Annotated in this window: 15 protein-coding genes; 2 read left to right on the top strand and 13 right to left on the bottom strand. The window is 69.6% G+C overall.

Going from position 1 to position 18,090, the window contains the following annotated elements; all coding sequences use genetic code 11:
* Nucleotides 1-29 precede the first annotated feature (29 nt).
* The 8 genes from pyrC to QTI51_RS08685 form a co-directional block, all read right to left on the bottom strand.
* Nucleotides 30-1,097, bottom strand: coding sequence for a dihydroorotase (gene pyrC, locus QTI51_RS08720; protein WP_286515955.1), 1,068 nt, complete (start codon nucleotides 1,095-1,097; stop codon nucleotides 30-32).
* A gap of 1 nt (nucleotide 1,098) precedes the next feature.
* Complete coding sequence (locus QTI51_RS08715; RefSeq protein ID WP_116907682.1) at nucleotides 1,099-2,373, bottom strand: hydantoinase/carbamoylase family amidase; 1,275 nt, start codon at nucleotides 2,371-2,373, stop codon at nucleotides 1,099-1,101.
* A 10-nt stretch (nucleotides 2,374-2,383) separates the two neighbouring features.
* On the bottom strand, nucleotides 2,384-3,334 hold the full coding sequence (locus QTI51_RS08710; RefSeq protein WP_116907683.1) for a dihydroorotate dehydrogenase: 951 nt from the start codon (nucleotides 3,332-3,334) through the stop codon (nucleotides 2,384-2,386).
* Nucleotides 3,327-4,199 carry a dihydroorotate dehydrogenase electron transfer subunit gene (locus tag QTI51_RS08705; protein ID WP_116907684.1) on the bottom strand — a complete coding sequence of 291 codons (873 nt, stop codon included), beginning with the start codon at nucleotides 4,197-4,199 and terminating at the stop codon, nucleotides 3,327-3,329. Before QTI51_RS08705 ends, QTI51_RS08710 begins: the two co-directional genes overlap by 8 nt.
* Nucleotides 4,196-5,461: an MFS transporter gene (locus tag QTI51_RS08700; RefSeq protein WP_503011489.1), complete on the bottom strand. Its 1,266-nt coding sequence runs from the start codon at nucleotides 5,459-5,461 to the stop codon at nucleotides 4,196-4,198. Before QTI51_RS08700 ends, QTI51_RS08705 begins: the two co-directional genes overlap by 4 nt.
* Nucleotides 5,462-5,735: 274 nt before the next feature.
* Nucleotides 5,736-7,793 carry an esterase/lipase family protein gene (locus tag QTI51_RS08695; protein WP_286515956.1) on the bottom strand — a complete coding sequence of 686 codons (2,058 nt, stop codon included), beginning with the start codon at nucleotides 7,791-7,793 and terminating at the stop codon, nucleotides 5,736-5,738.
* Nucleotides 7,790-8,827 (bottom strand): Lnb N-terminal periplasmic domain-containing protein, encoded by a 1,038-nt coding sequence (locus tag QTI51_RS08690; RefSeq protein ID WP_116907685.1) that lies wholly within the window; start codon nucleotides 8,825-8,827, stop codon nucleotides 7,790-7,792. The genes QTI51_RS08695 and QTI51_RS08690 overlap by 4 nt, the downstream gene beginning before the upstream one ends.
* A gap of 72 nt (nucleotides 8,828-8,899) precedes the next feature.
* Complete coding sequence (locus tag QTI51_RS08685; RefSeq protein WP_116907686.1) at nucleotides 8,900-11,626, bottom strand: bifunctional acetate--CoA ligase family protein/GNAT family N-acetyltransferase; 2,727 nt, start codon at nucleotides 11,624-11,626, stop codon at nucleotides 8,900-8,902.
* 91 nt (nucleotides 11,627-11,717) lie between these two features.
* Here QTI51_RS08685 and QTI51_RS08680 point away from each other — a divergent pair, with 91 nt between their 5' ends.
* Entirely contained in the window at nucleotides 11,718-12,212 is a 495-nt protein-coding gene (locus QTI51_RS08680) for an arsenate-mycothiol transferase ArsC (RefSeq protein WP_116907687.1), read from the top strand.
* A 19-nt stretch (nucleotides 12,213-12,231) separates the two neighbouring features.
* Here the strand turns inward: QTI51_RS08680 and QTI51_RS08675 are convergent, their stop codons facing one another.
* Genes QTI51_RS08675 through QTI51_RS08655 form a run of 5 tightly spaced genes read right to left on the bottom strand, consistent with a single transcriptional unit; the run spans nucleotide 12,232 to nucleotide 17,172 of the window.
* The gene (locus QTI51_RS08675) at nucleotides 12,232-13,317 is read right to left on the bottom strand and encodes an alginate O-acetyltransferase AlgX-related protein (protein ID WP_165840266.1); all 1,086 of its coding nucleotides are present in this window, start codon (nucleotides 13,315-13,317) and stop codon (nucleotides 12,232-12,234) included.
* A gap of 41 nt (nucleotides 13,318-13,358) precedes the next feature.
* Nucleotides 13,359-14,753: an MBOAT family O-acyltransferase gene (locus QTI51_RS08670; protein WP_116907689.1), complete on the bottom strand. Its 1,395-nt coding sequence runs from the start codon at nucleotides 14,751-14,753 to the stop codon at nucleotides 13,359-13,361.
* A gap of 6 nt (nucleotides 14,754-14,759) precedes the next feature.
* The gene (locus QTI51_RS08665) at nucleotides 14,760-15,467 is read right to left on the bottom strand and encodes a cell division protein FtsQ (protein WP_116907690.1); all 708 of its coding nucleotides are present in this window, start codon (nucleotides 15,465-15,467) and stop codon (nucleotides 14,760-14,762) included.
* Complete coding sequence (locus tag QTI51_RS08660; RefSeq protein WP_165840267.1) at nucleotides 15,464-16,156, bottom strand: SGNH/GDSL hydrolase family protein; 693 nt, start codon at nucleotides 16,154-16,156, stop codon at nucleotides 15,464-15,466. Before QTI51_RS08660 ends, QTI51_RS08665 begins: the two co-directional genes overlap by 4 nt.
* A gap of 41 nt (nucleotides 16,157-16,197) precedes the next feature.
* A complete protein-coding gene (locus QTI51_RS08655) occupies nucleotides 16,198-17,172 on the bottom strand; it encodes a LysR family transcriptional regulator (protein WP_116907691.1) in 975 nt (324 codons plus the stop codon).
* 138 nt (nucleotides 17,173-17,310) lie between these two features.
* Here QTI51_RS08655 and QTI51_RS08650 point away from each other — a divergent pair, with 138 nt between their 5' ends.
* Complete coding sequence (locus QTI51_RS08650) at nucleotides 17,311-18,063, top strand: SDR family oxidoreductase (RefSeq protein ID WP_207786615.1); 753 nt, start codon at nucleotides 17,311-17,313, stop codon at nucleotides 18,061-18,063.
* Nucleotides 18,064-18,090: the final 27 nt, after the last annotated feature.

Below are 18,090 nucleotides of genomic sequence, written 5' to 3'. Positions count from 1 at the left end.
TTTTTCCTGCTCGGAGATCGAAAAAGACACTATAGAGACTCCTGTCCATGGGGCTGCCCCAGCGACCACGCCAGCGTGCTGCCGCCCAGGAACGGGTGCAGGGCCGCGCCGTGGGGCAGGGCGATGTCTTCGGGCACCTGCGCCGGCTGTCGGTACAGGGTGAGCGTGCCTTCGTTGAGCGGCAGGCCGTAGAAGCGCGCGCCGTTCTCGCTCGCGAAGGCCTCGAAGTGCGCGAGGGCGCCTTCTTCCTCGAACACCGTGACATAGCCCTGCAGCGCGGTCGGCGCATTGAAGATGCCGGCGCAGCCGCAGGCCGCCTCTTTCAGCGCGCGCACATGCGGCGCGGAGTCGGTGCCCAGGAAGAAGCGCGCATCGCCCGAGGTCGCGGCGCGGCGCAGCGCCAGCCGATGACGCTCGCGCTTCAGCACCGGCAAACAATGGAAGTGCGGCCGGATGCCCCCGGTGAAAAGGGCGTTGCGGTTGAACAGAAGGTGCTGCGGCGTGATCGTGGCGCCCAGCCGCCCGCTGTGGTCGGCCTGCACGAAATCGACCGCCTGCTCGGTGGTGATGTGCTCCATCACCACCTTCAGCGCGGGAAAGTCCGCGAGCAGCGGGCGCAGCGTGGTGTCGATGAACACGGCCTCGCGGTCGAAGATGTCGACGGCCGGATCGGTGCTTTCTCCATGCACCAGCAGCGGCATGCCCAGGGCCTGCATGGCCTCCAGCGCCGGGGCCACGCTGGCGATGGAGGTGACACCGAATTCCGAATGGGTGGTGGCGCCGGCCGGATAGAGCTTGGCGGCGGTGAACACGCCTTGCTCGAAGCCTCGCTTCAATTCGGCGGCAGGTGTGCCGTCGCAGAGGTACGCCGTCATGAGCGGCGTGAAGCGCGCGCCGGCTGGCAGGGCAGCGACGATGCGCTCGCGGTAAGCGCGCGCCTGCGCCGTGGTGGTCACCGGCTGCCGGAGGTTGGGCATGACGACGGCGCGCGCGAACGAGGCGGTGCTGTGGCCGAGCACGGCGCGCAGCATGTCGCCGTCGCGCAGGTGCAGGTGCCAGTCGTCCGGGCGTCGGATCGTGAGGGTCTGCGGGCGCATGTCAGTCCAGTTGCCCGAAGGCGTCGCTCAGCGCCTGCGCGCCGAGCATGAAGTCGGCCATGTCCATCGCCTCGTGCGGGTTGTGCGAACCGTTCTGGTTGCGCACGAACAGCATGCCGCTGGGAATGCCCGCGTTGGCGAAGAGCGATGCGTCATGGCCCGCACCGCTCGGCATGACGTCGAACGGCACGTCGAGCGTGCCGCAAGCCTGGGAGAGCACGCCGCAGATGCGTTGGTTCATCGTGGCCGGCGCGCTTTCGAGGCGGCGGTCGAATGCAAAGCGCACGCCGCGCTCGCGCTCGATGGCCGTGCACTCCGCGCGCATCAATTGGTAGAAAGCCTCCAGCGTGTCGGTGCTCTTGCTGCGGGCCTCGAGGCTGAAGCTCACGTGGCCGGGAATGCGCGAAATCGAATGTTCGGCGGCGTCGGTCTGCACGATGCCCGTGGTCACCACCAGGTCGGTGCCGCGCTCCAGCAGCACGCGCCAGTGCTCGTCGATGCGCATGACCAGGTCGGCCACCGCGAACATCGCGTCGTGGCGCAGCCAGCGCGGCACCACGCCCGAGTGCTGCGCGTCGCCGTTGCACACGATGCGGTTGTGGCGCACGTTGCCGCGAATGCCCGACACCACCGCCAGCGGCAACTTGCGCGCAACCATCACCGGCCCCTGCTCGATGTGCAGTTCCAGGTAGGCCTTCACGCGCGAACTGTCGAAGAGCGGTTGCTGCGCGCGGATGGCGTCGACATCCGCGCCGGCCTTGCGCATGCACTCGGCCAGGGTCTCGCCGGTGCTGCGCTGCGTGAGCGCGAGGTCGGCCTCGCCGATCTTCCCCAATAGCGCGCCCGAGCCCATGTAGGCCTTGCCGAACCAGGCGCTTTCCTCGCCGCGGAAGGCCAGCACTTCCAGGGGCAGCCCTGCTGCATCGCGTGCGTGCCCTGCATCGGCTTTGCGCTGGCGCGCCACCAGGCACAGCAGCCCTGCCACCACGCCCGCCAGCCCGTCGAAGTTGCCGCCCTGCGGCACGGAATCGATGTGCGAGCCGGTCCAGGCCACGGACGTTTCTCGCGCGGTGCCAGGCAATCGAAATACGACATTGGCGGCCCGGTCGGGCTCGGCCTCCAGGCCCTCGGCGCGCGCGAATTCGCACAGGTACTCGGCCGTTGCCGATTCGCCGCGCCCGTAGCTTTCGCGCGTGACGCCCACGCCGTCGAAGGACAGGGCGCGCACGTCGTCGAACAGCTTCTCGGCGAGCGGGCGCAGTTCCAGCAGGTCCATGGCCGTGTTCCTAGCCCGACTGCTGTGCAAAGCGCAGCCAGCGGTCCGACAGCTGCCGGTCGAGCTTCACCTGGCCGATAAGGTCGCGCACGTGCGCCACGTCCATCTCGCCGCAGTAGGCCTGCAGCCCGTCGATGATCTTTTGCATCACGCCGGGGTCGAGGAACGACGCGGTGCCCACCTGCACCGCGCTCGCGCCGGCCAGCATGAACTCCACCGCGTCGTCGGCGGTGCATATGCCGCCGCAGCCAATGATGGGAATGCGCACGCTGCGGTAGCACTGGTGCACCATGCGCAGGGCAATCGGCTTGATGGCCGGGCCCGAGAGGCCTCCCATCACGTTGCCCAGCTTGGGCTGGCGCGTGCGCACGTCGATGGCCATGCCCAGCACGGTATTGCCCATCACCAATGCGTCCGCACCGGCTTCTTCCGCGGCCTTGGCCACGGCGGCAATGTGCGAGGCATTGGGTGTGAGCTTGGCCCAGAACGGGTGGCGGGTCTTGCGGCGAATGGCGCTCACCACCCTGTAGGTGGTCTCCGGCGTCATGGCGAAGGCCATGCCGTCGGCTTCCAGGTTGGGGCAGGAGATGTTGGCCTCGATCACGGCCACCTCGGGCAGCGACATCTCGGCCACGGCGTCGGCGAACTCATCGACCGTATCGGCCGAGATGGAGACCACCACGGGCGTCCCGAAGCCGGTGTAGGCGGGCAGCACCTCGCGCCGGTAGTGCGCCAGGCCCTTGCTGGGGATGCCGATCGAGTTCAGCATGCCGGCATGCGCCTCGCTCACCCGCGGCGTGGGGTTGCCCGCACGGCTCACGGGCGACACGCTCTTGACCACCAGCGCGCCCAGGCGGCCGAGGTCGAGTGCTTCGCTGTACTCGATGGCGAAGCAGCCCGAGGCCGGCATCACCGGGTTGCGCAGCTCGAGCTCGCCGATACGGACATTCAGGTCAGCCAAACTCCACCTCCCCCACGACGTCGCGAATGGGAAACACCGGGCCTTCGCGGCACACGCGAAGAAATTGCTTGTCGCCCTCGCGGTCGAACAGCCGCACGCACGAGAGGCACACGCCCATGCCGCAGGCCATGCGCTGCTCCATGGCAACCTCGCCGCGGGTGTGCGGATGGTCTTGCAGCACGCGCTGCAGCAGCATCAGGATGCGGTGCGAGCCGCAGGTGTAGACCGCGTCGTGGCGGGCCTTTTCGAGCAGCCGGCGCACCAGTGCCTCCATGGCCTCGACCGACGAGGAGCCGTCGCTGTCGTACACGCAGTGCACGTCGGCGTCCACGCCGCGCAGGAACTCGTCGCGCATCAGGTCCTTCGGCGCTCGCGCGGACATCACGGCGCTGACCTGCACACCCAGGCGCGCGGCGTGCTGCACCAGCGGCGCCATGGTGGCCAGGCCCACGCCGCGCGCCACCACCAGGATGCGCCGGGCACCGGGTTCGAGCGCGAAGGTGTTGCCCAGCGGGCCGACGACTTCCATGTGGCTGCCGGCCTCCAGGCTTGCGAGCGCACGCGTGCCCACGCCTGTGACGTTGTAGAGAAACTCGATGGTTCCGGCCTCCGGCCCCGTGCCGTACACGCTCATGGGGCGCAGCAGGAAGGGGTGCAGGTCTTGCGCCGGCGGGCACTTGAGCTGGTAGAACTGGCCGGGCCGCGTGGTGCCGGCCAGGTCGGCGCTGGCCGACAGGCGCAGGTAGCGGTAGCGGTCGTTCACCCAGCGGTGCTCGACCACCTCGCAACGGTGCGAGGCCACGCCTTGCGCATTGCGCTGGAAGCAGGCGGCGTGCGCCGTGGGGAGGGCGGCTGCGGTGGTCATTCGAGCTCCTTGCCCTTGAGTTCGGGAATCAGGAACAGCGTGGCGAGCATGTCGAGCACGTAGATGGCTGCCAGCAGGGCAATGGCCACCTGGAACGAGTACGCCGTGGCCAGCGCGCCGACCACCACCGGCCCGAAGCCGCCCACGCCACGGCCGATGTTGAACAGCACGTTTTGCGCGGTGGCGCGTGCCTCGGTGGGGTAGGCCTCCGACATCAGCGCGCCGTAGCCGCCAAGCATGCCGTTGACGAACATGCCCATGAGCGCGCCGGCCCACAGCATCGATACCGGATCGGACAGCTGCGAATAGGTGAGCACCATGGCCACGGCACCGGCCTGGAACAGCAGGAAGCTGGGCTTGCGGCCGATGCGGTCCGCGAGCTGGCCGAAGACGAAGATGCCGGCCATCATCCCGAGGATGGTCACCGAGGTCCACAGGGCCGACTTGGTGAGGTTGAAGCCCAGCTTGTTCGAGAGAAAGCTGGGCATCCAGATCATGATGCCGTAGTAGCCGAAGTTCTGGACCGCGCACAGCGTCACGATGCCCAGGCTGGTGCGCGCCGTACGGCCGTCTTTCACGAGCAGGCGAAAAGCCTTGGTCTTCGGCCCCTTCGTCGCCGGGCGGCGCACGAAGACCTCGGGTTCGTGCAGCTTGTTGCGGATGACCCAGGCCACCACCGCCGGAATGACGCCGATCAGGAACATGCCGCGCCAGCCGATGTGCGGCAGCAGCAGTGGCGTGAGCAGCGCGGCGCCGAGCACGCCCGTCTGCCAGCCCAGCGCCACATAGGACGACACGCGCGCCCGGTGCCTTGCGGGCCAGGCCTCGGCCGCCAGCGCCATGCCGATGCCGAACTCGCCGCCCAGGCCGATGCCCGCGAGCGTGCGGTAAGCCAGCAGGTCCCAGTAGCCCTGCGCAAAGGCGCACAGGCCGGTGAACACCGCGAACATCACGATGGTCCAGGTCAGCACGCGGATGCGGCCGTAGTGGTCGGACAGCGAGCCGAACACGATGCCCCCGGCCACGGCGCCCACCAGCGTCCAGGTGACGAGCGAGCCGGCCTGGCCCGGCGTGAGGTGCAGGTCGGCCGAAATGGCGGTGAGCATGAAGCCGAGGATCAGCAGGTCGAAGCCGTCCATGGCGTAGCCGACGGCCGAGCCCGCGAGGGCTTTCCAGCCGTAGCCGGTCACCTTGTCGTGGCCGGGGGCGGCGTCCGCGTCCGCGGCCGTGGCCGTGGCCGATGAATTCACTCTTGCTTCCACGTTGTCGACTCCTGGCTGCGCGCGGGGTGTGTGCCGCACGGGATCACTGGCTGGGAAGGTCCGCGAAGACGAAGAGGTCGCGCAACCCTGGGTTCCGTTCAAGTTTCGATATTAGTATCTTTTTTAAGACTGGTAAAGTTTTCGAGACTGGGGCAAACCCGGTGGCACGCGCGGGCAACGGCGGAGCCTGGCCCATGCGGCCCAGGCGATGTTCAACACGGTGGTGGGGGCCGCGCCTGCGAACGGCGCGGTCAGGGCACGATGGCAGTTCTGATCAGGGCGCGGCGCGCGAAGGTGCAGATGCCGGTGCAGATGCAGGTGCAGGTGCAGGTGCAGGTGCAGGTGCAGGTGCAGGTGCAGGTGCAGGTGCAGGTGCGGGCACTGGCGCCAACTGCTCGCGCAGGATGCGCCGTATCTCCAGGATCGCCAGCGGGTTCTCCTGCACGCTGTGGGGCGACGCGATCACCAGCTCCGACGCAGCGCCGTCGAGGTGCGCGCTCTCGTAGGGCACGATGCCGTCGCTCGACAGCGCCTGCGCCAAGCCCGGCGTGTCGTTGCCGATGATCGAATGAAAGCGCACGCGCGGGTTCATCGGCAACCCCGACGACAGCCGCACGAACGGGTCGCGGTCGCTCAGGTTGTCGATGCTGTTGGGAATTCGAAACGCGCCCAGGTCCTGCCGGGCCGGCGCGATGCGGATCAGCTCGCGCGAAATGTCGTTGAGCTGGCCCAGCATGGTCACCGGCAGCGTCACCAGGTTGGCCACCCAGCGCGAGACGCGGTTGTTGGCGAACGGCGTGCCGCGGTGCGGCGCGGCAATGAAGATGGCGTCGCTCACCTGCGGCAGCGGCTCGAAGCGCAGGTAGGGCGCCAGCTTGGCCTCCATGCGCTGTTGCTGCGCGCCCTGCATGGGGTAGCTGCTGAGCAGGGCGTCCCACAGCGTGTCTTCCGACGACGACACCATCAGCCGCGACAGCACGCCGCCCATGCTGTGGCCGATCAGCGTGAGGTTGTTGGACGCAACGGCCTTGCCCGATGGGTCGAAGTGCGCCAGCGTCTGTTCCAGCGCCTGGCGAATGGCCTGGTTGTTCAGCGGCAGCGGTGCGTTGGTGGGGTAGTACACCTGCCAGACCTGGTAGCGGCGACGCAGCGTTTCGTCGCCGAGCACCTCGTTCGCCACGTTGATCCAGGCCTCGGGGCTGCTCGCCAGGCCGTGCAGCATGACGATGGTGCGGCGCTCGGGGTCGTAGGGCTGCATCAGGTAGATGCGCGGCTCGGTCAGCCCCTCGGCGCTGCCGAACAGGCTGCGCAGCGCCTGCAGCGCGAAGTCCGAGCGCGCGAGCCACAGGCCGTAGCCGGAGGTGAAGTTGGCGGCCAGCGGCACCTCTTGCCCGGCCAGCTGCACGGTCGCGGTGCGGTACGGGTCGTAGGCCGCGATGCGCAGCGAACGCGTGCGCAAAATTTCGCCGAGGCTGTTGCCGTCGAACAGCAGCAGCGCCGTCACGGCGGGGAAGGGTGTTTCGCGGTAGGGCACCGAGGGCTGCTGCGATTCGTCGTATGTGCGCTTGCTGGCCGCGGCCACCAGCTCGGCCCCGAAGCCGTCGCGCCGGTAGGTGTTGCGCAGGCCCGAGAAGGTGAGCGATGCGGCGGGAATCAGCTCGTCGGGCAGGGCCGAATCGGCGGGCAGGCGCAACGCGGTCACGTCGGTGCCGATGCGCCAGTTGCCGACCTGGGGAACCTGAGGAACTTGCGGTGGCGCGCCTTCGGTCGGGGCCTGAGGCGCCGAGCCCGCACCCGCGCGCTGGTACGTCCGGTACAGCCCGGTGATCGCCTGCTGCACCGCGTAGTTGTAGTAGTCGCGCACCTGCGTCTGGCGGTCTTCGAAGGCGCGGTCGCGCGGCTTGCGGGCGGTGAAGAAGAGGTAGGCGTAGGCGTGGCGGGCGGTTTCCAGCCAGGCCTCGATGGCGGTGTCGGGCGACGAAGGCTCGGCGGTGGTGCCGCCCTTGTCGGCCGCCAGCGCCACCTGCAGCCACACCTCCGACAGGGCCGACAGGCGCTGCTCGTCGGTCAGGCCCGGCGAGTCGGCCAGCGCGGTGCGGCAGGCGGGGCCGCTCTTGCCGCACAGATCGGCGTCGGAGCCGATCACGCGCAGCACCTCCTGCGCGGAGGTGCTGAGCTTGCCGGTGGTGAGCACGTCGCCGCGGCGCTGCGCGAGGTAGTCGGCCGGGGAGATGGAGCCCACCTTCACGCCCGCGCAGCCGGTGAGCAGCGCGGCTGCAAGCATCAAACCGGGCAGCAAGCCGGGCAGCGCGCGTCCGCGCACGCACGTCATGGCAGCGCCTTTGCTGGCTTCACGCTTGCGACCCCGGGCATGCCCTGGCGGATGGCCTGCGAGAAGTCGACGGCGGGCGCCTTGTCGGTGGTAATCGCCCGGTCGGTGATGCGGCCGGCCGCGCGCAACGCTTCCAGGCTGTAGCCCGGCGTGAGGCCGCCCACGTCGTAGAGGTAGTCGGGCAGGTAGCCCGAGGCCAGCAGCCGCCAGTCCATCGGCAGGCCGGGCACGATGTGCCTGGCCAGTGCGTAGACGATGGTCGTGCAGTTCGCCGTGAGCGTGTTGTAGAAGCTGGGCGCGCGCACCAGCGACGCGCCTTCGTCCAGGTAGGCCAGGAACAGCGAGCGCATCTGCGCCTGCGGCAACTGCACGCGGTACAGGTACAGGTCTTCGCCGCGCACGTTGGTGCGCACCCGAAGAATGTCGTGCTCGTCGGCCGCCACCAGGCTGGTTTCGAACTGCTTGAAGAACCCGCCGATGGACGAGAAGCTCTCGCCGCGCTCCTTGCGGATCTCGATGGAAAACGTCAGGAAGCGGCCGTCGTCGAAGCCGAAGGACACCAGCGTGTGCGCGATGGCCGGGCCGCTCCAGTAAGACAGCGCCACGTCGACCGTGCGCAGCCGGTCGAGGTCGTAGCGGCGCGTTTCCCAGCGCGGCGTGTAGTCGGCGTCGCTGCGCCAGTCGAAGTTGCGCACGTTGTCCAGGGTGACGACGCTGCCTTCGACATGTGATGTCACCTGCCGCGCCACGTCGTCGGCCCAGGTGCGGTTCTGCGACGGCAGGATGGTGCCCCACCAGCCGAGCAGCAGCGCGAAGCCGACCACGTAAGAAAGAAGCGCGCGGGCGGCGCGGCCGCGCCACAGCAGGGCGATGGCGGCCAGGGCGAACAAAGCCCACAGCACGCCCGCGCCGATCTTCACGGCGGCGGGGCCGGGCAGCTGGTACCAGAGCGCGAGGCAGGCCCAGAGGGCGCTCAGCAGCACGGCGAGCGACACCGCAAGGCGGCCAATGACACGCAAGAGCGTTCGGATCATGAAAAAAAGGTCAGGAAGCTGGCGACCCGAGAGCTTACGTCGCGGCCGCGATGCCTTTCGCGCGCCGGGGTGTCACAGCATGTAGACCACCAGCTTGAAGTCCGGGTCCTCCGGAAACGACTTCACCGTGAACCCCAGCCGCCGCACCAGCTTCAGCATGTCGGGGTTGGTGGCCAGCACCAGGCCGTCCATCTCGGCCAGGCCCTTGTCGCGCGCCACGTCGATGATGCTTTCCATCAGGCGCGAGCCGATGCCCTTGCCGCTGAACTCGTCGGCCACCACCAGCGAGAACTCGCAGCTGGTCTGGTCGGGGTTGGTGATGTAGCGCGACACGCCCACGATGCGTTCGCTTTCCAGCACGGTGCCGTCGGGCGACACGCTGCGCTCCAGCACCACGGCCACCAGCGCCATCTCTCGGTCGTAGTCGATGAGGGTGAAGCGCGACAGCATCGACGGCGGCAACTCATGGAAGCGCGACACAAAGCGAAACCACCGGCTCTCCGGCGACAGGCCCTGCACCAGCGCCTGCAGCATCTGCGCGTCGTTCGGATGGACCGGCCGCACGATGTACGTGCCGCCGCCCGCGCCCGGCAGCGGCCACTCGCGCCGGTAGCGCGCGGGGTACGGCATGATGGCCAGGTGCTGGTAGCCGTTGCCTGCGCTGGCCGATCCGCCTCCGTAGCCGCTGTTCCCCGCCACCGCCTGCGTGCTGCTCGCCACCACGATGCGCGCATCGACCGAGATGGCGCCGTTTTCGTCCACGATGATGGGGTTGATGTCCATCTCGCGCAGCTCGGGCAGCTCGCACACCATTTCCGACACGCGCAGCAGCACCTCTTCGAGCGCCTCCATGTCCACGGCGTTGGCGCCGCGCCATTCGCCCAGGGTCTCGGCCACGCGCGAGCGTTCGATGAGCCGGCGCGCCAGGAACTGGTTGAGCGGCGGCAGCTCCATGGCGCGATCGTTCAGCAGCTCGATCATGGTGCCGCCCGCGCCGAACACGATGACCGGGCCGAAGGGCTCGTCGGTCACCATGCCCACGTAGATTTCGCGGCCGCGCCGCGCGCGCACCATCTTCTGCACGGTCACGCCGTTGATGCGCGCGTCGGGCGCCAGCCGCGCCACGCGCTCCATCATCTCGATGTAGGTGTCGCGCGCGCCGGTGCCGTTGAGCACGTTGAGCGCCACGCCCTCCACGTCGGACTTGTGCGAGATGTCGGGCGAGTCGATCTTCAGCGCCACCGGGAATCCCAGCTGCGTGGCGATCATCATGGCCTCGTTGGCGCTGCGCGCGAGCAGCGTGCGCGTGATGGGAATGTGGAACGACGACAGCAGCGTCTTCGACTCCATCTCGGTCAGCACGCGGCGCCGCTCGGCCAGCACGCTTTCGATGAGCAGGCGCGCGCCTTCGATGTCGGGCTTGGCCAGCGCCGACAGCGGCGGCGGCGTCTGCTGCAGCAGCTGCTGGTTCTGGTAGAAGGCCGCGATGTTGCCGAAGGCGCCCACGGCGGCCTCGGGCGTGCGAAAGCTCGGAATGGTCGCGTCGGCCAGCACCGTGCGCGCCTTTCCTACCGACGAATCACCCATCCAGCAGGCCAGCAGCGGCTTGTTCATGGGGCGCGGAATGTCGGCCAGCGCCTTGGCGGTGGCGGCCGCGTCGGCGCCGGGCTTGGGCGAGAAGATGGCGAGCACGCCGTCGACCTGGCTGTCGGCCGAGGCCGCGTCGATGGCCGCGCGGTAGTGCGCGGGCAGCGCGTCTTCCGACAGGTCCATCAGGTCGGTGAGCGAGGCCAGCGGGGGCAGGGTGGGCAGCAGCAGTTTCTGCGCGGGCGCGGAGAGCTTGCCCAGGTCGAGCCCGATCTCGTTGATCCAGTCGGCGGCCAGCACGCCGGGGCCGCCGCCGTTGGTGACCACGGCCAGCCGCTTGCCGACCGGGCGGTAGCGCGAGGCCAGGCACTTGGCCGCGGAAAACAGTTCGACGAAGGAGCGCACGCGCACCGCGCCGGCGCGGCGCAGGGCCGAGTCGAACACGTCGTCGCTGCCCACGATGGCCGCGCTGTGCGTTTGCGCGGCCTCGTTGCCCGCGGGCTTGCGCCCGGCCTTGAGCACCACCACCGGCTTGGCATGCGAGGCCGAGCGCAGCGCGCTCATGAAGCGGCGCGCGTCGTCGATGCCCTCGAGGTACACGATGATGCTGTGCGTGTCGCGGTCGTTCGCCAGAAAGTCGAGCACCTGCGCCATGTCGACCGAGGTGTGCGGCCCCAGCGACACCACGCTCGAGAAGCCCACGCCGTTCTGGCGCGCCCAGTCGAGCATCGAGGCCGTGAGCGAGCCCGACTGCGACACCAGCGCCAGCGGCCCCGAGCGCGCCAGCGGGCCGGCCACGCTGGCGTTCAGGTGCAGCGAAGGGCGCTGGAAACCCAGCGAGTTCGGCCCCAGCAGGTGCACGCCTTCGCGCCTGGCGATCTTGCGCCACTGCGCGGCCTGGTCGGCGCCGATGCCACTGGAGATGACGACCGCCGCGGTGCAGCCGATGCGCCCCGCGATTTCGAGCGCGGCGGCCACGTCGCGCGGGGCCAGCGCAATCAGCGCGAGGTCGGCGTGGGTCTGTGAAAGTTCTTCGAGCGTGCCCTTGGTGCGCACGTCCAGGAAGCGAAGGGTGCCGTCGAAGCGGTCGGCGCGGAAGGCCTCGCGCAGCGTGCGGCCCGCGGCCGACTGGCCGCCCGGATCGTCGGCGTGGCCGACGAAGGCCACGACGGAAGAGGGGGCAAAAAGCGGGGTCAGGAAATGCTTGTCCATGCCCCCAAGTCTGCACCGTTCGGCCGGCGCTGTGCACGCGGGCCTTGCCTGTCATGACGAATTCGCCGGGCTTGGCTATAGTCAAAGCTCCATGCAAAAACGAATAGGCGTGATCTTCGTCTCCCGGCGAAATTCATTGCGCAGCATCCTTGCCGAAGCGTGCCTCGCGCACCTCGACCCGAAGCGCTTCTCGGCCATGTCCTGCGGCCAGCCCGGCCATGTGGGGCGCGAGCTTCATCCCGCCGCCGTCGGCGCATTGCACAGCGCGAGCATTCCGGTTCCCACGCACGCGCCCCGCGGCTGGGACGAGCTGGCGCGCTCCAACGGCACGGTGGCCGAGTTCGTCATCACGCTCGACGCGGCCACCGAGTCGCGCCAGCCCTCATGGCCCGGCCAGCCCGACGCGGCGCTGTGGGACTACCCCGACGTGGCCGCCGTCGACAACCCCGAGAAGGTGGCGCACGACGCGATACAGCTGCTGTTTTCGCTGCGCCGCAGGCTGGAGCTGCTCGTGAGCTTGCCGCTGCACGGCGGCGACCGCGCGGCGGTGCGCTCCGACGTGCGGGACCTGGGCTACATGCGATAGCGGCGAGGGCCGCAACGAATCAACGCAGCGGCAGCGGCTGGCGCAGCCACTGCGCCTCCGCTTCGCCGATGGGCGCCTCGATGGCGCGCTCGGGCACTTCCCAGACGATGGTGCGCGGCGGCGTCTTCACGAAATCTTCGCCCGCGAGGTAGCGGCGCGCGGCGCCCGAGAAATCGCCACCGTCCATCGCGAAGTCGGCCACCAGCGCGCGGCTGGCCAGTTGCAGGAACGGCACGAAATTGCTGCGCCGCGAAAACGACGTGCCGATGAGCACGGTCGACGGCACGGCGGCGGTGCCGAACAGGTCGGTGCTTTCGTTGCGCGTTTCCACGACCGACTGCGTGTCGGTGTCGGGCGCGGGTTGCAGTGAAGCGGGCAGGCCGTCGATGCCGGCCAGGTGCAGCAGGTCGCCATGCACTTCGCGCACTTGCTTCGACACGACGACCGAAGGCACCGGCTCGCCCCGAAGCGCATGCAACTCCTGCAACCGTTGCGCGACGGCGTGCGCCGCGAGCCAGCTGCCGCGCTCGTTCCAGTGCGTGTCGGTGTGCAGGAACGGCGAGGGCGACGCGCCCGCGAGCACCGGAGACAGGTCGAGCGCGGCGACGTTCGCGGCGCCCAGTTTCGCGGTCCAGTCGCGCACGCGGGCGTCGAGCTGCGGCGGACGGCGCAGCGTGCCGAGGTGGGCGGCTTCGATGCGGCTCTTGTCCGGCACCACGACCACGAGCAGCGCGATGTGCCGGTCGGCAAGCGCTCGGGCGATGGCCGACACGGCCTCTGCGCGCGCGGTTGCGTGGGCAGCGCGGTCTCGGTGAAGCTGCAGCTCCTCGTCCAGGAACAGCCAGTTGTCTTCGCCGCGCTTCACCTCGGGCCCCAGGTCGCGCAGCAGCAGCCAGTTGGCCTGCCGCTGCCAGCGCGCCAGGGCTTCGGTGAACGGCGTCGTGACCAGTTCCTTGGTCAGCGCGCGGCGCGCGGCGGCGTCGTGCAGCAGCGACGTGTCCCCATGCGAGCGCACCGCGCCCAGGTTCGGCCAGGTCGCGACGAAGGCGGTGCCGATGGCGGCCAGCAGCACGGCCGTGCCGGCCCAGTGGAGGCCATCTCGCAAACTTCGCAAACGTCGCAAACGTCGTGTAGGGCGTGCCATCGTCAGAACTGGAAGTACAGGAAGGGCACCGTGCCGCGGCTTGCCACCAGCGCCAGCGACAGCACGAAGCCGCCGATGGGCAGCAGCGTGGCCGCCACCGCGCGTGCACTGTGGGTCGGCCACGGGCGCTTCACCAGCGCGGGTGCCACCACCCACGCGATGCCCAGCAGGTAGGCCAGCATCACGGGCAGGCGCAGCATGTTCGACAGCGCCGCGCCCAGGCCCACGCCGTGCAGCCCGAACTGCCCGCCCAGCATGGCGCCGGCGGTCGCGAGGTCGGGCGAGCGAAACAGCGTCCAGCCCAGCATCACGAACACCAGCGTGGCGGCGTGCGCCAACGGCGCTGGCAGTGTGAAACCACGCCCGCGCCACAGGTGCACCACGCTCAGCGCCGCGCCGTGGGCCAGGCCCCAGTACAGAAAGTTCCAGCTGTCCGCGCCGTGCCAGAGCCCGCCGATGCCCATGGTGAGCATCAGGTTGGCCACCGTGCGGCCGTTGCCGCGGCGGCTGCCGCCCAGCGGCACGTAGAGGTAGTCGCGCAGCCACGACGACAGCGAGATGTGCCAGCGCCGCCAGAAGTCGGCGACGTTGCGCGCGAGGTAGGGCGTGTTGAAGTTCTCCGGAAACCGGAAGCCCAGCATCGCCCCGATGCCGATGGCCATCGCGCTGTAGCCCGCGAAGTCGAAGAACAGCTGCAGCGTGTAGGCCAGGCAGCCCAGCCATGCGTCCACCAGGCTGGGGCCGGCCGTGGCGAACACCTGCTCGACCACGGGCGAGAGCGTGTCGGCCACCAGCACCTTCATCGACATGCCGATCATGAAACGCCGCGCGCCCTTGGCAAAGCCGGCCCAGCGCATCGACCGGTGCGCGAGCCGCTGGCGGATCCAGTCGTAGCGAATGATCGGGCCCGCCACCAGGTGGCCGAACATGGCGAGGTAGGTCGCGAAATCGACCGGCCGGCGCTCCGCCGGAAACTTGCCGCGGTAGATGTCCACGAAGTACGAAATGGCCTGCAGCACCGTGAACGACAGCCCGATGGGCAGGGCGATGCGCTGCCACGCGATGGGCATCGCGCCCATGTGCACCAGGCCCGCGCTGAAGGTCTCGACCACGATGTTGGCGTACTTGAACCACGCGAGCACGCCCAGGTTGAGCGCAATGAGCACCATCATCGCGGCCTTGCGATGCCGCCCCGCGTGTTCCACCAGCAGGCCGCCTGCCCAGGCCAGCGCCGTGAGCGCGATGAACAGCAGCAGGAACAGCGGGCTCCACCAGCCGTAGAACAGCCAGCTCGACGCCAGCAGCAGCGCGTTCTTGGCCCGCGCCGGCGTCACCGCGTACAGCAGCAGAAAGGCAGGCAGGAAGACCGAGAGGAACTCGAGCGACGCGAAGACCACGGCCGCTCAGCGCGCGATGCGGTCTTGCAGGCCGATCAGCCGGGCGCCCTTGCCCGCGGGAACAAGAAACACGCTGTAGCGCTGGCCGGCCTGCAGCGAACCCAGGTCCAGCGTGCCTTCCACGGCGCGGCCGTTGCACGTGGCCTGCACCACCAGCTTCACCGGGTTGACGGCGCGGCGGGCATTGGCCAGCGCGGCCTGGTTCTCGAAGATGGCCGGGTTGCCCTGGCTGGCGGCCTGCAGGCCCGCGGTGCAGCGGGCGTCGGCGTTGTAGAAGGCGAGCGAGGCGCGCAGCGGGTCGAACTGCGCGGGTTCTTCAGCAAAGCTGGCGCCGGCCAGGTTGCCGTCGGCATCGGGCCAGGCCACCGAAGAGGCCTGGCCGCCGGCCTTCACGCGCAGCGAGATCGGCAGCTTCTTGCCGCCCGCCCGCCACTGGCCGGTGACGGGCGCGTCGGAGCGCGCGGGCAGGTAGTCGGTAACGGGGGCGGTCGGCGGCACCTCGAGGCTGGTCTTGGCGCCGCTGTGCACCGTCAGCGGTTGCGGGCCCGCGTTGACGAAGCGCACCAGCGCCAGGTCTTGCGCGGGGCCGGTGTCGTACAGCCGCGGGGCGGCGAAGGACGCGGCGGGCAGCAGGGCGAACACGGTGAACAGGGCCGCGAGCAGCGGCAGGCGTGCGCGGTTTGTCGGCGCGCGGTTCGCAGATGGGTGACTCATTGGCGAACGGTGCCGGTGGCGTTGATGTTGATCGGGCTGGCGGTCTTTGCCGATTGCAGTTGCATCACCTGCCTGGCGATGCCGTTGCCCCAGGCCTGGTAGCCGCTGGCGTTGAAATGCTGGCCGTCGACCGTCGTCCACTGGCCGCGCCTGGACATCTCCAGCGAGTCGATGTAAGTGCAAGGTTCTACGTTGGTGGCCAAGAAGCGGCTCATCAGCTCGACGCGTGCATAGTTTTTGCCGTACTTGCCGCCTTCCTGGCCCCATGCCGGGCCCACCCACGCGCAGCGCGTGCCGGTCGCGGCGATGGCGCCGGTGAGCGCGCCCACCTGCTGCCACACCCAGTTCATCGGAAAGTCGGGCTGGTGGTAGGCGGCCATGGTGTCGCCCATCACGACCAGCACCAGGTCGGGGTGCTCGGTCTTCACCAGCTGGGCAATGGCCACGGTGCGGCCGGTTTCGCTGCGAACGACGGGCCGGTTGCCCACGCGCTCCGCGCCGCCGCAGGTGCCGGCCTTCGACACGATCCAGTCATAGGGCATGGCGCCGCACATGCCGATGGAATGCACCTTCGCCCCTTGCCGCTGCAGGTCGTCGTGCAACGACGTGATCAGGTAGGTGGGTTGTGCGAGATGACTGTCCCCGATGATGAGGATGGAAAGACCGGCCAAGGCCGCTGCGAGTGACACCTGTGCCCCTTTGTTTCTTTTGCGCGAGAAATGTACCAGCCTCAAGGGGCTTTGCTAACGATTGTGTCCACGGCAGGCACCGCAAGCACGGCGGCCACCGCAGCTACCACCGCGTCGATGGCCACCCGCAGCCTCGGCAGCATCACCGGCGCGCTCAGCCACAGCGCGTGCACCGGCAGGTGCCCGGCGATGCGTTCCAGCCCAGGCCCAGGCCCCGGCCCCGGCCCCGTCATCAGCACCCGCAGCCGCCCCGCGGCCAGGTCGCCCTGCACCAGCCAGCGCGGCAGCAGCCCTAGGCCGCGCCCCGCGCGCACGGCCGCCAGCGTGAGCAGGGTGCTGTCGGTGCTGATGCGCGAGGCCGGCGACCACGGCCGGACGCGCCCGTCGTCGCCCAGCAACTGCCACGGCACCGGCTGGCCACGGTGCGTGGTCGTGATCAGCGCGTGCGCGGCCAGGTCGGCTTGCGTGGCCGGTTCGCCGTGGCGCTCCAGGTAGCTCGCCGCGCCGCACAGCACCACCTCCTGCAGGCCCAGCCGGCGCGCGGTCAGGCCGGCCACGTCGGGCAGCTCGCCGATGCGCACCGCCAGGTCCACGCCGCGGGCCATCAGGTCGATGCGCTCGGTGTCCAGCGAGATGTCGACGTTCAGCGCCGGATGGCGGTCGCACAGCGCATGCAGCGCGGGCGCGATCACCTCGGTGCCGAACAGCGGCGGCAGGCTCACGCGCAAGGTGCCGCTGGGGGTGGCCACGGCCTGCGCCAAAGAGGCTTCGACGCGGGCGATGTCGCCCATCGCGCGGGCGCAGGCCTGCTGGTAGGTGCGGCCTTCGGGCGTGAGCGACAGGCGGCGCGTGGTGCGGTCGAACAGGCGCACCTTCAGCCGTGCCTCCAGCCGCGCCACGGTCTTGGCCACTGCCGAGGCCGACAGCGCCAGTCCGTCGGCGGCCTTCGCGAAGCTGCCCGCGTCGCACACGGCCAGGAAGACGCGGATGGGGCCCTTCGGCTCGAGGTGGGACATGCGGCAGGAAGGAGAAAAACCGGAAGGGAGGCGATTGCGGAACCCGGCGCGCGGGTGTCCGGAAATCTTATCGTTTTACCTGCGGCCGACCGCTTCCTAGCATCGAAGCCTTCAACCAGCACCCAACGAAGGCACCCCGTGAGCACCGCAAGAAACAGCAAGACCTACGCCATCGTCGGCGGCACTTCAGGCATGGGCTTCGCCCTGGCCGAACAACTGGTGGCGCGCGGCGACCGCGTGCTGCTGGGCGGGCGCTCGCGTGACAAGGCCGACGCGGCCGTGCGCAAGCTGGGCGCGCTGGCCACCGCGCGCACCGTCGACGCGAGGGACCGCGCCTCCATCGCTGCTTTCTTCCAGGGGTTTTTCCAGGGCTCTTCCCACGGTCAGGAAGGCGGCGGCACGCTCGCCGGCCTGTTCACGCCCGGCTCGGTCAACCACTCGGTCTCGTTTCGCGAAGACACGCAGGAACAGGCCGAGGCCGTGTTCCAGGCCAAGTTCTGGGGCCAGTACTGGACGGTGCATGCCGCCTTGCCGTACCTGGCGGCCGATGCGTCGGTGGTGCTGATGTCGGGCGCGGCCTCGGTGCGGCCCATCGGGGCGCCGGCGTACGCGGCCTGCAACGCCGCGGTCGAAGGGCTGGCGCGCGCCCTGGCGCTGGAGCTGGCGCCCATTCGCGTGAACTGCGTGTCGCCCGGCACCATCGACAGCGAGCTGTGGCGCAACAAGCCGCCCGAGGTCTACCACGCCGTCGGCCAGGCCTGGCAGAAGCTCACGCTCAACCGGCGCCTCGGCACCGTGCAGGAGGCCGCGGGCGCCGCGCTCTTCTTGCTGGACAACGGCAACATGAACGGCGCGTCGATCTATGTCGACGGAGGCTACGCGCTGCGCTGAAGCCTGCGGGCGGCATCGACGAAAAAC

Source organism: Variovorax sp. J22G73, from assembly GCF_030317035.1.
Taxonomy (GTDB): Bacteria; Pseudomonadota; Gammaproteobacteria; order Burkholderiales; family Burkholderiaceae_C; genus Variovorax.
Note: the sequence above shows the minus strand (reverse complement) of the source record. Positions and strands in the feature narration are given on the sequence as shown.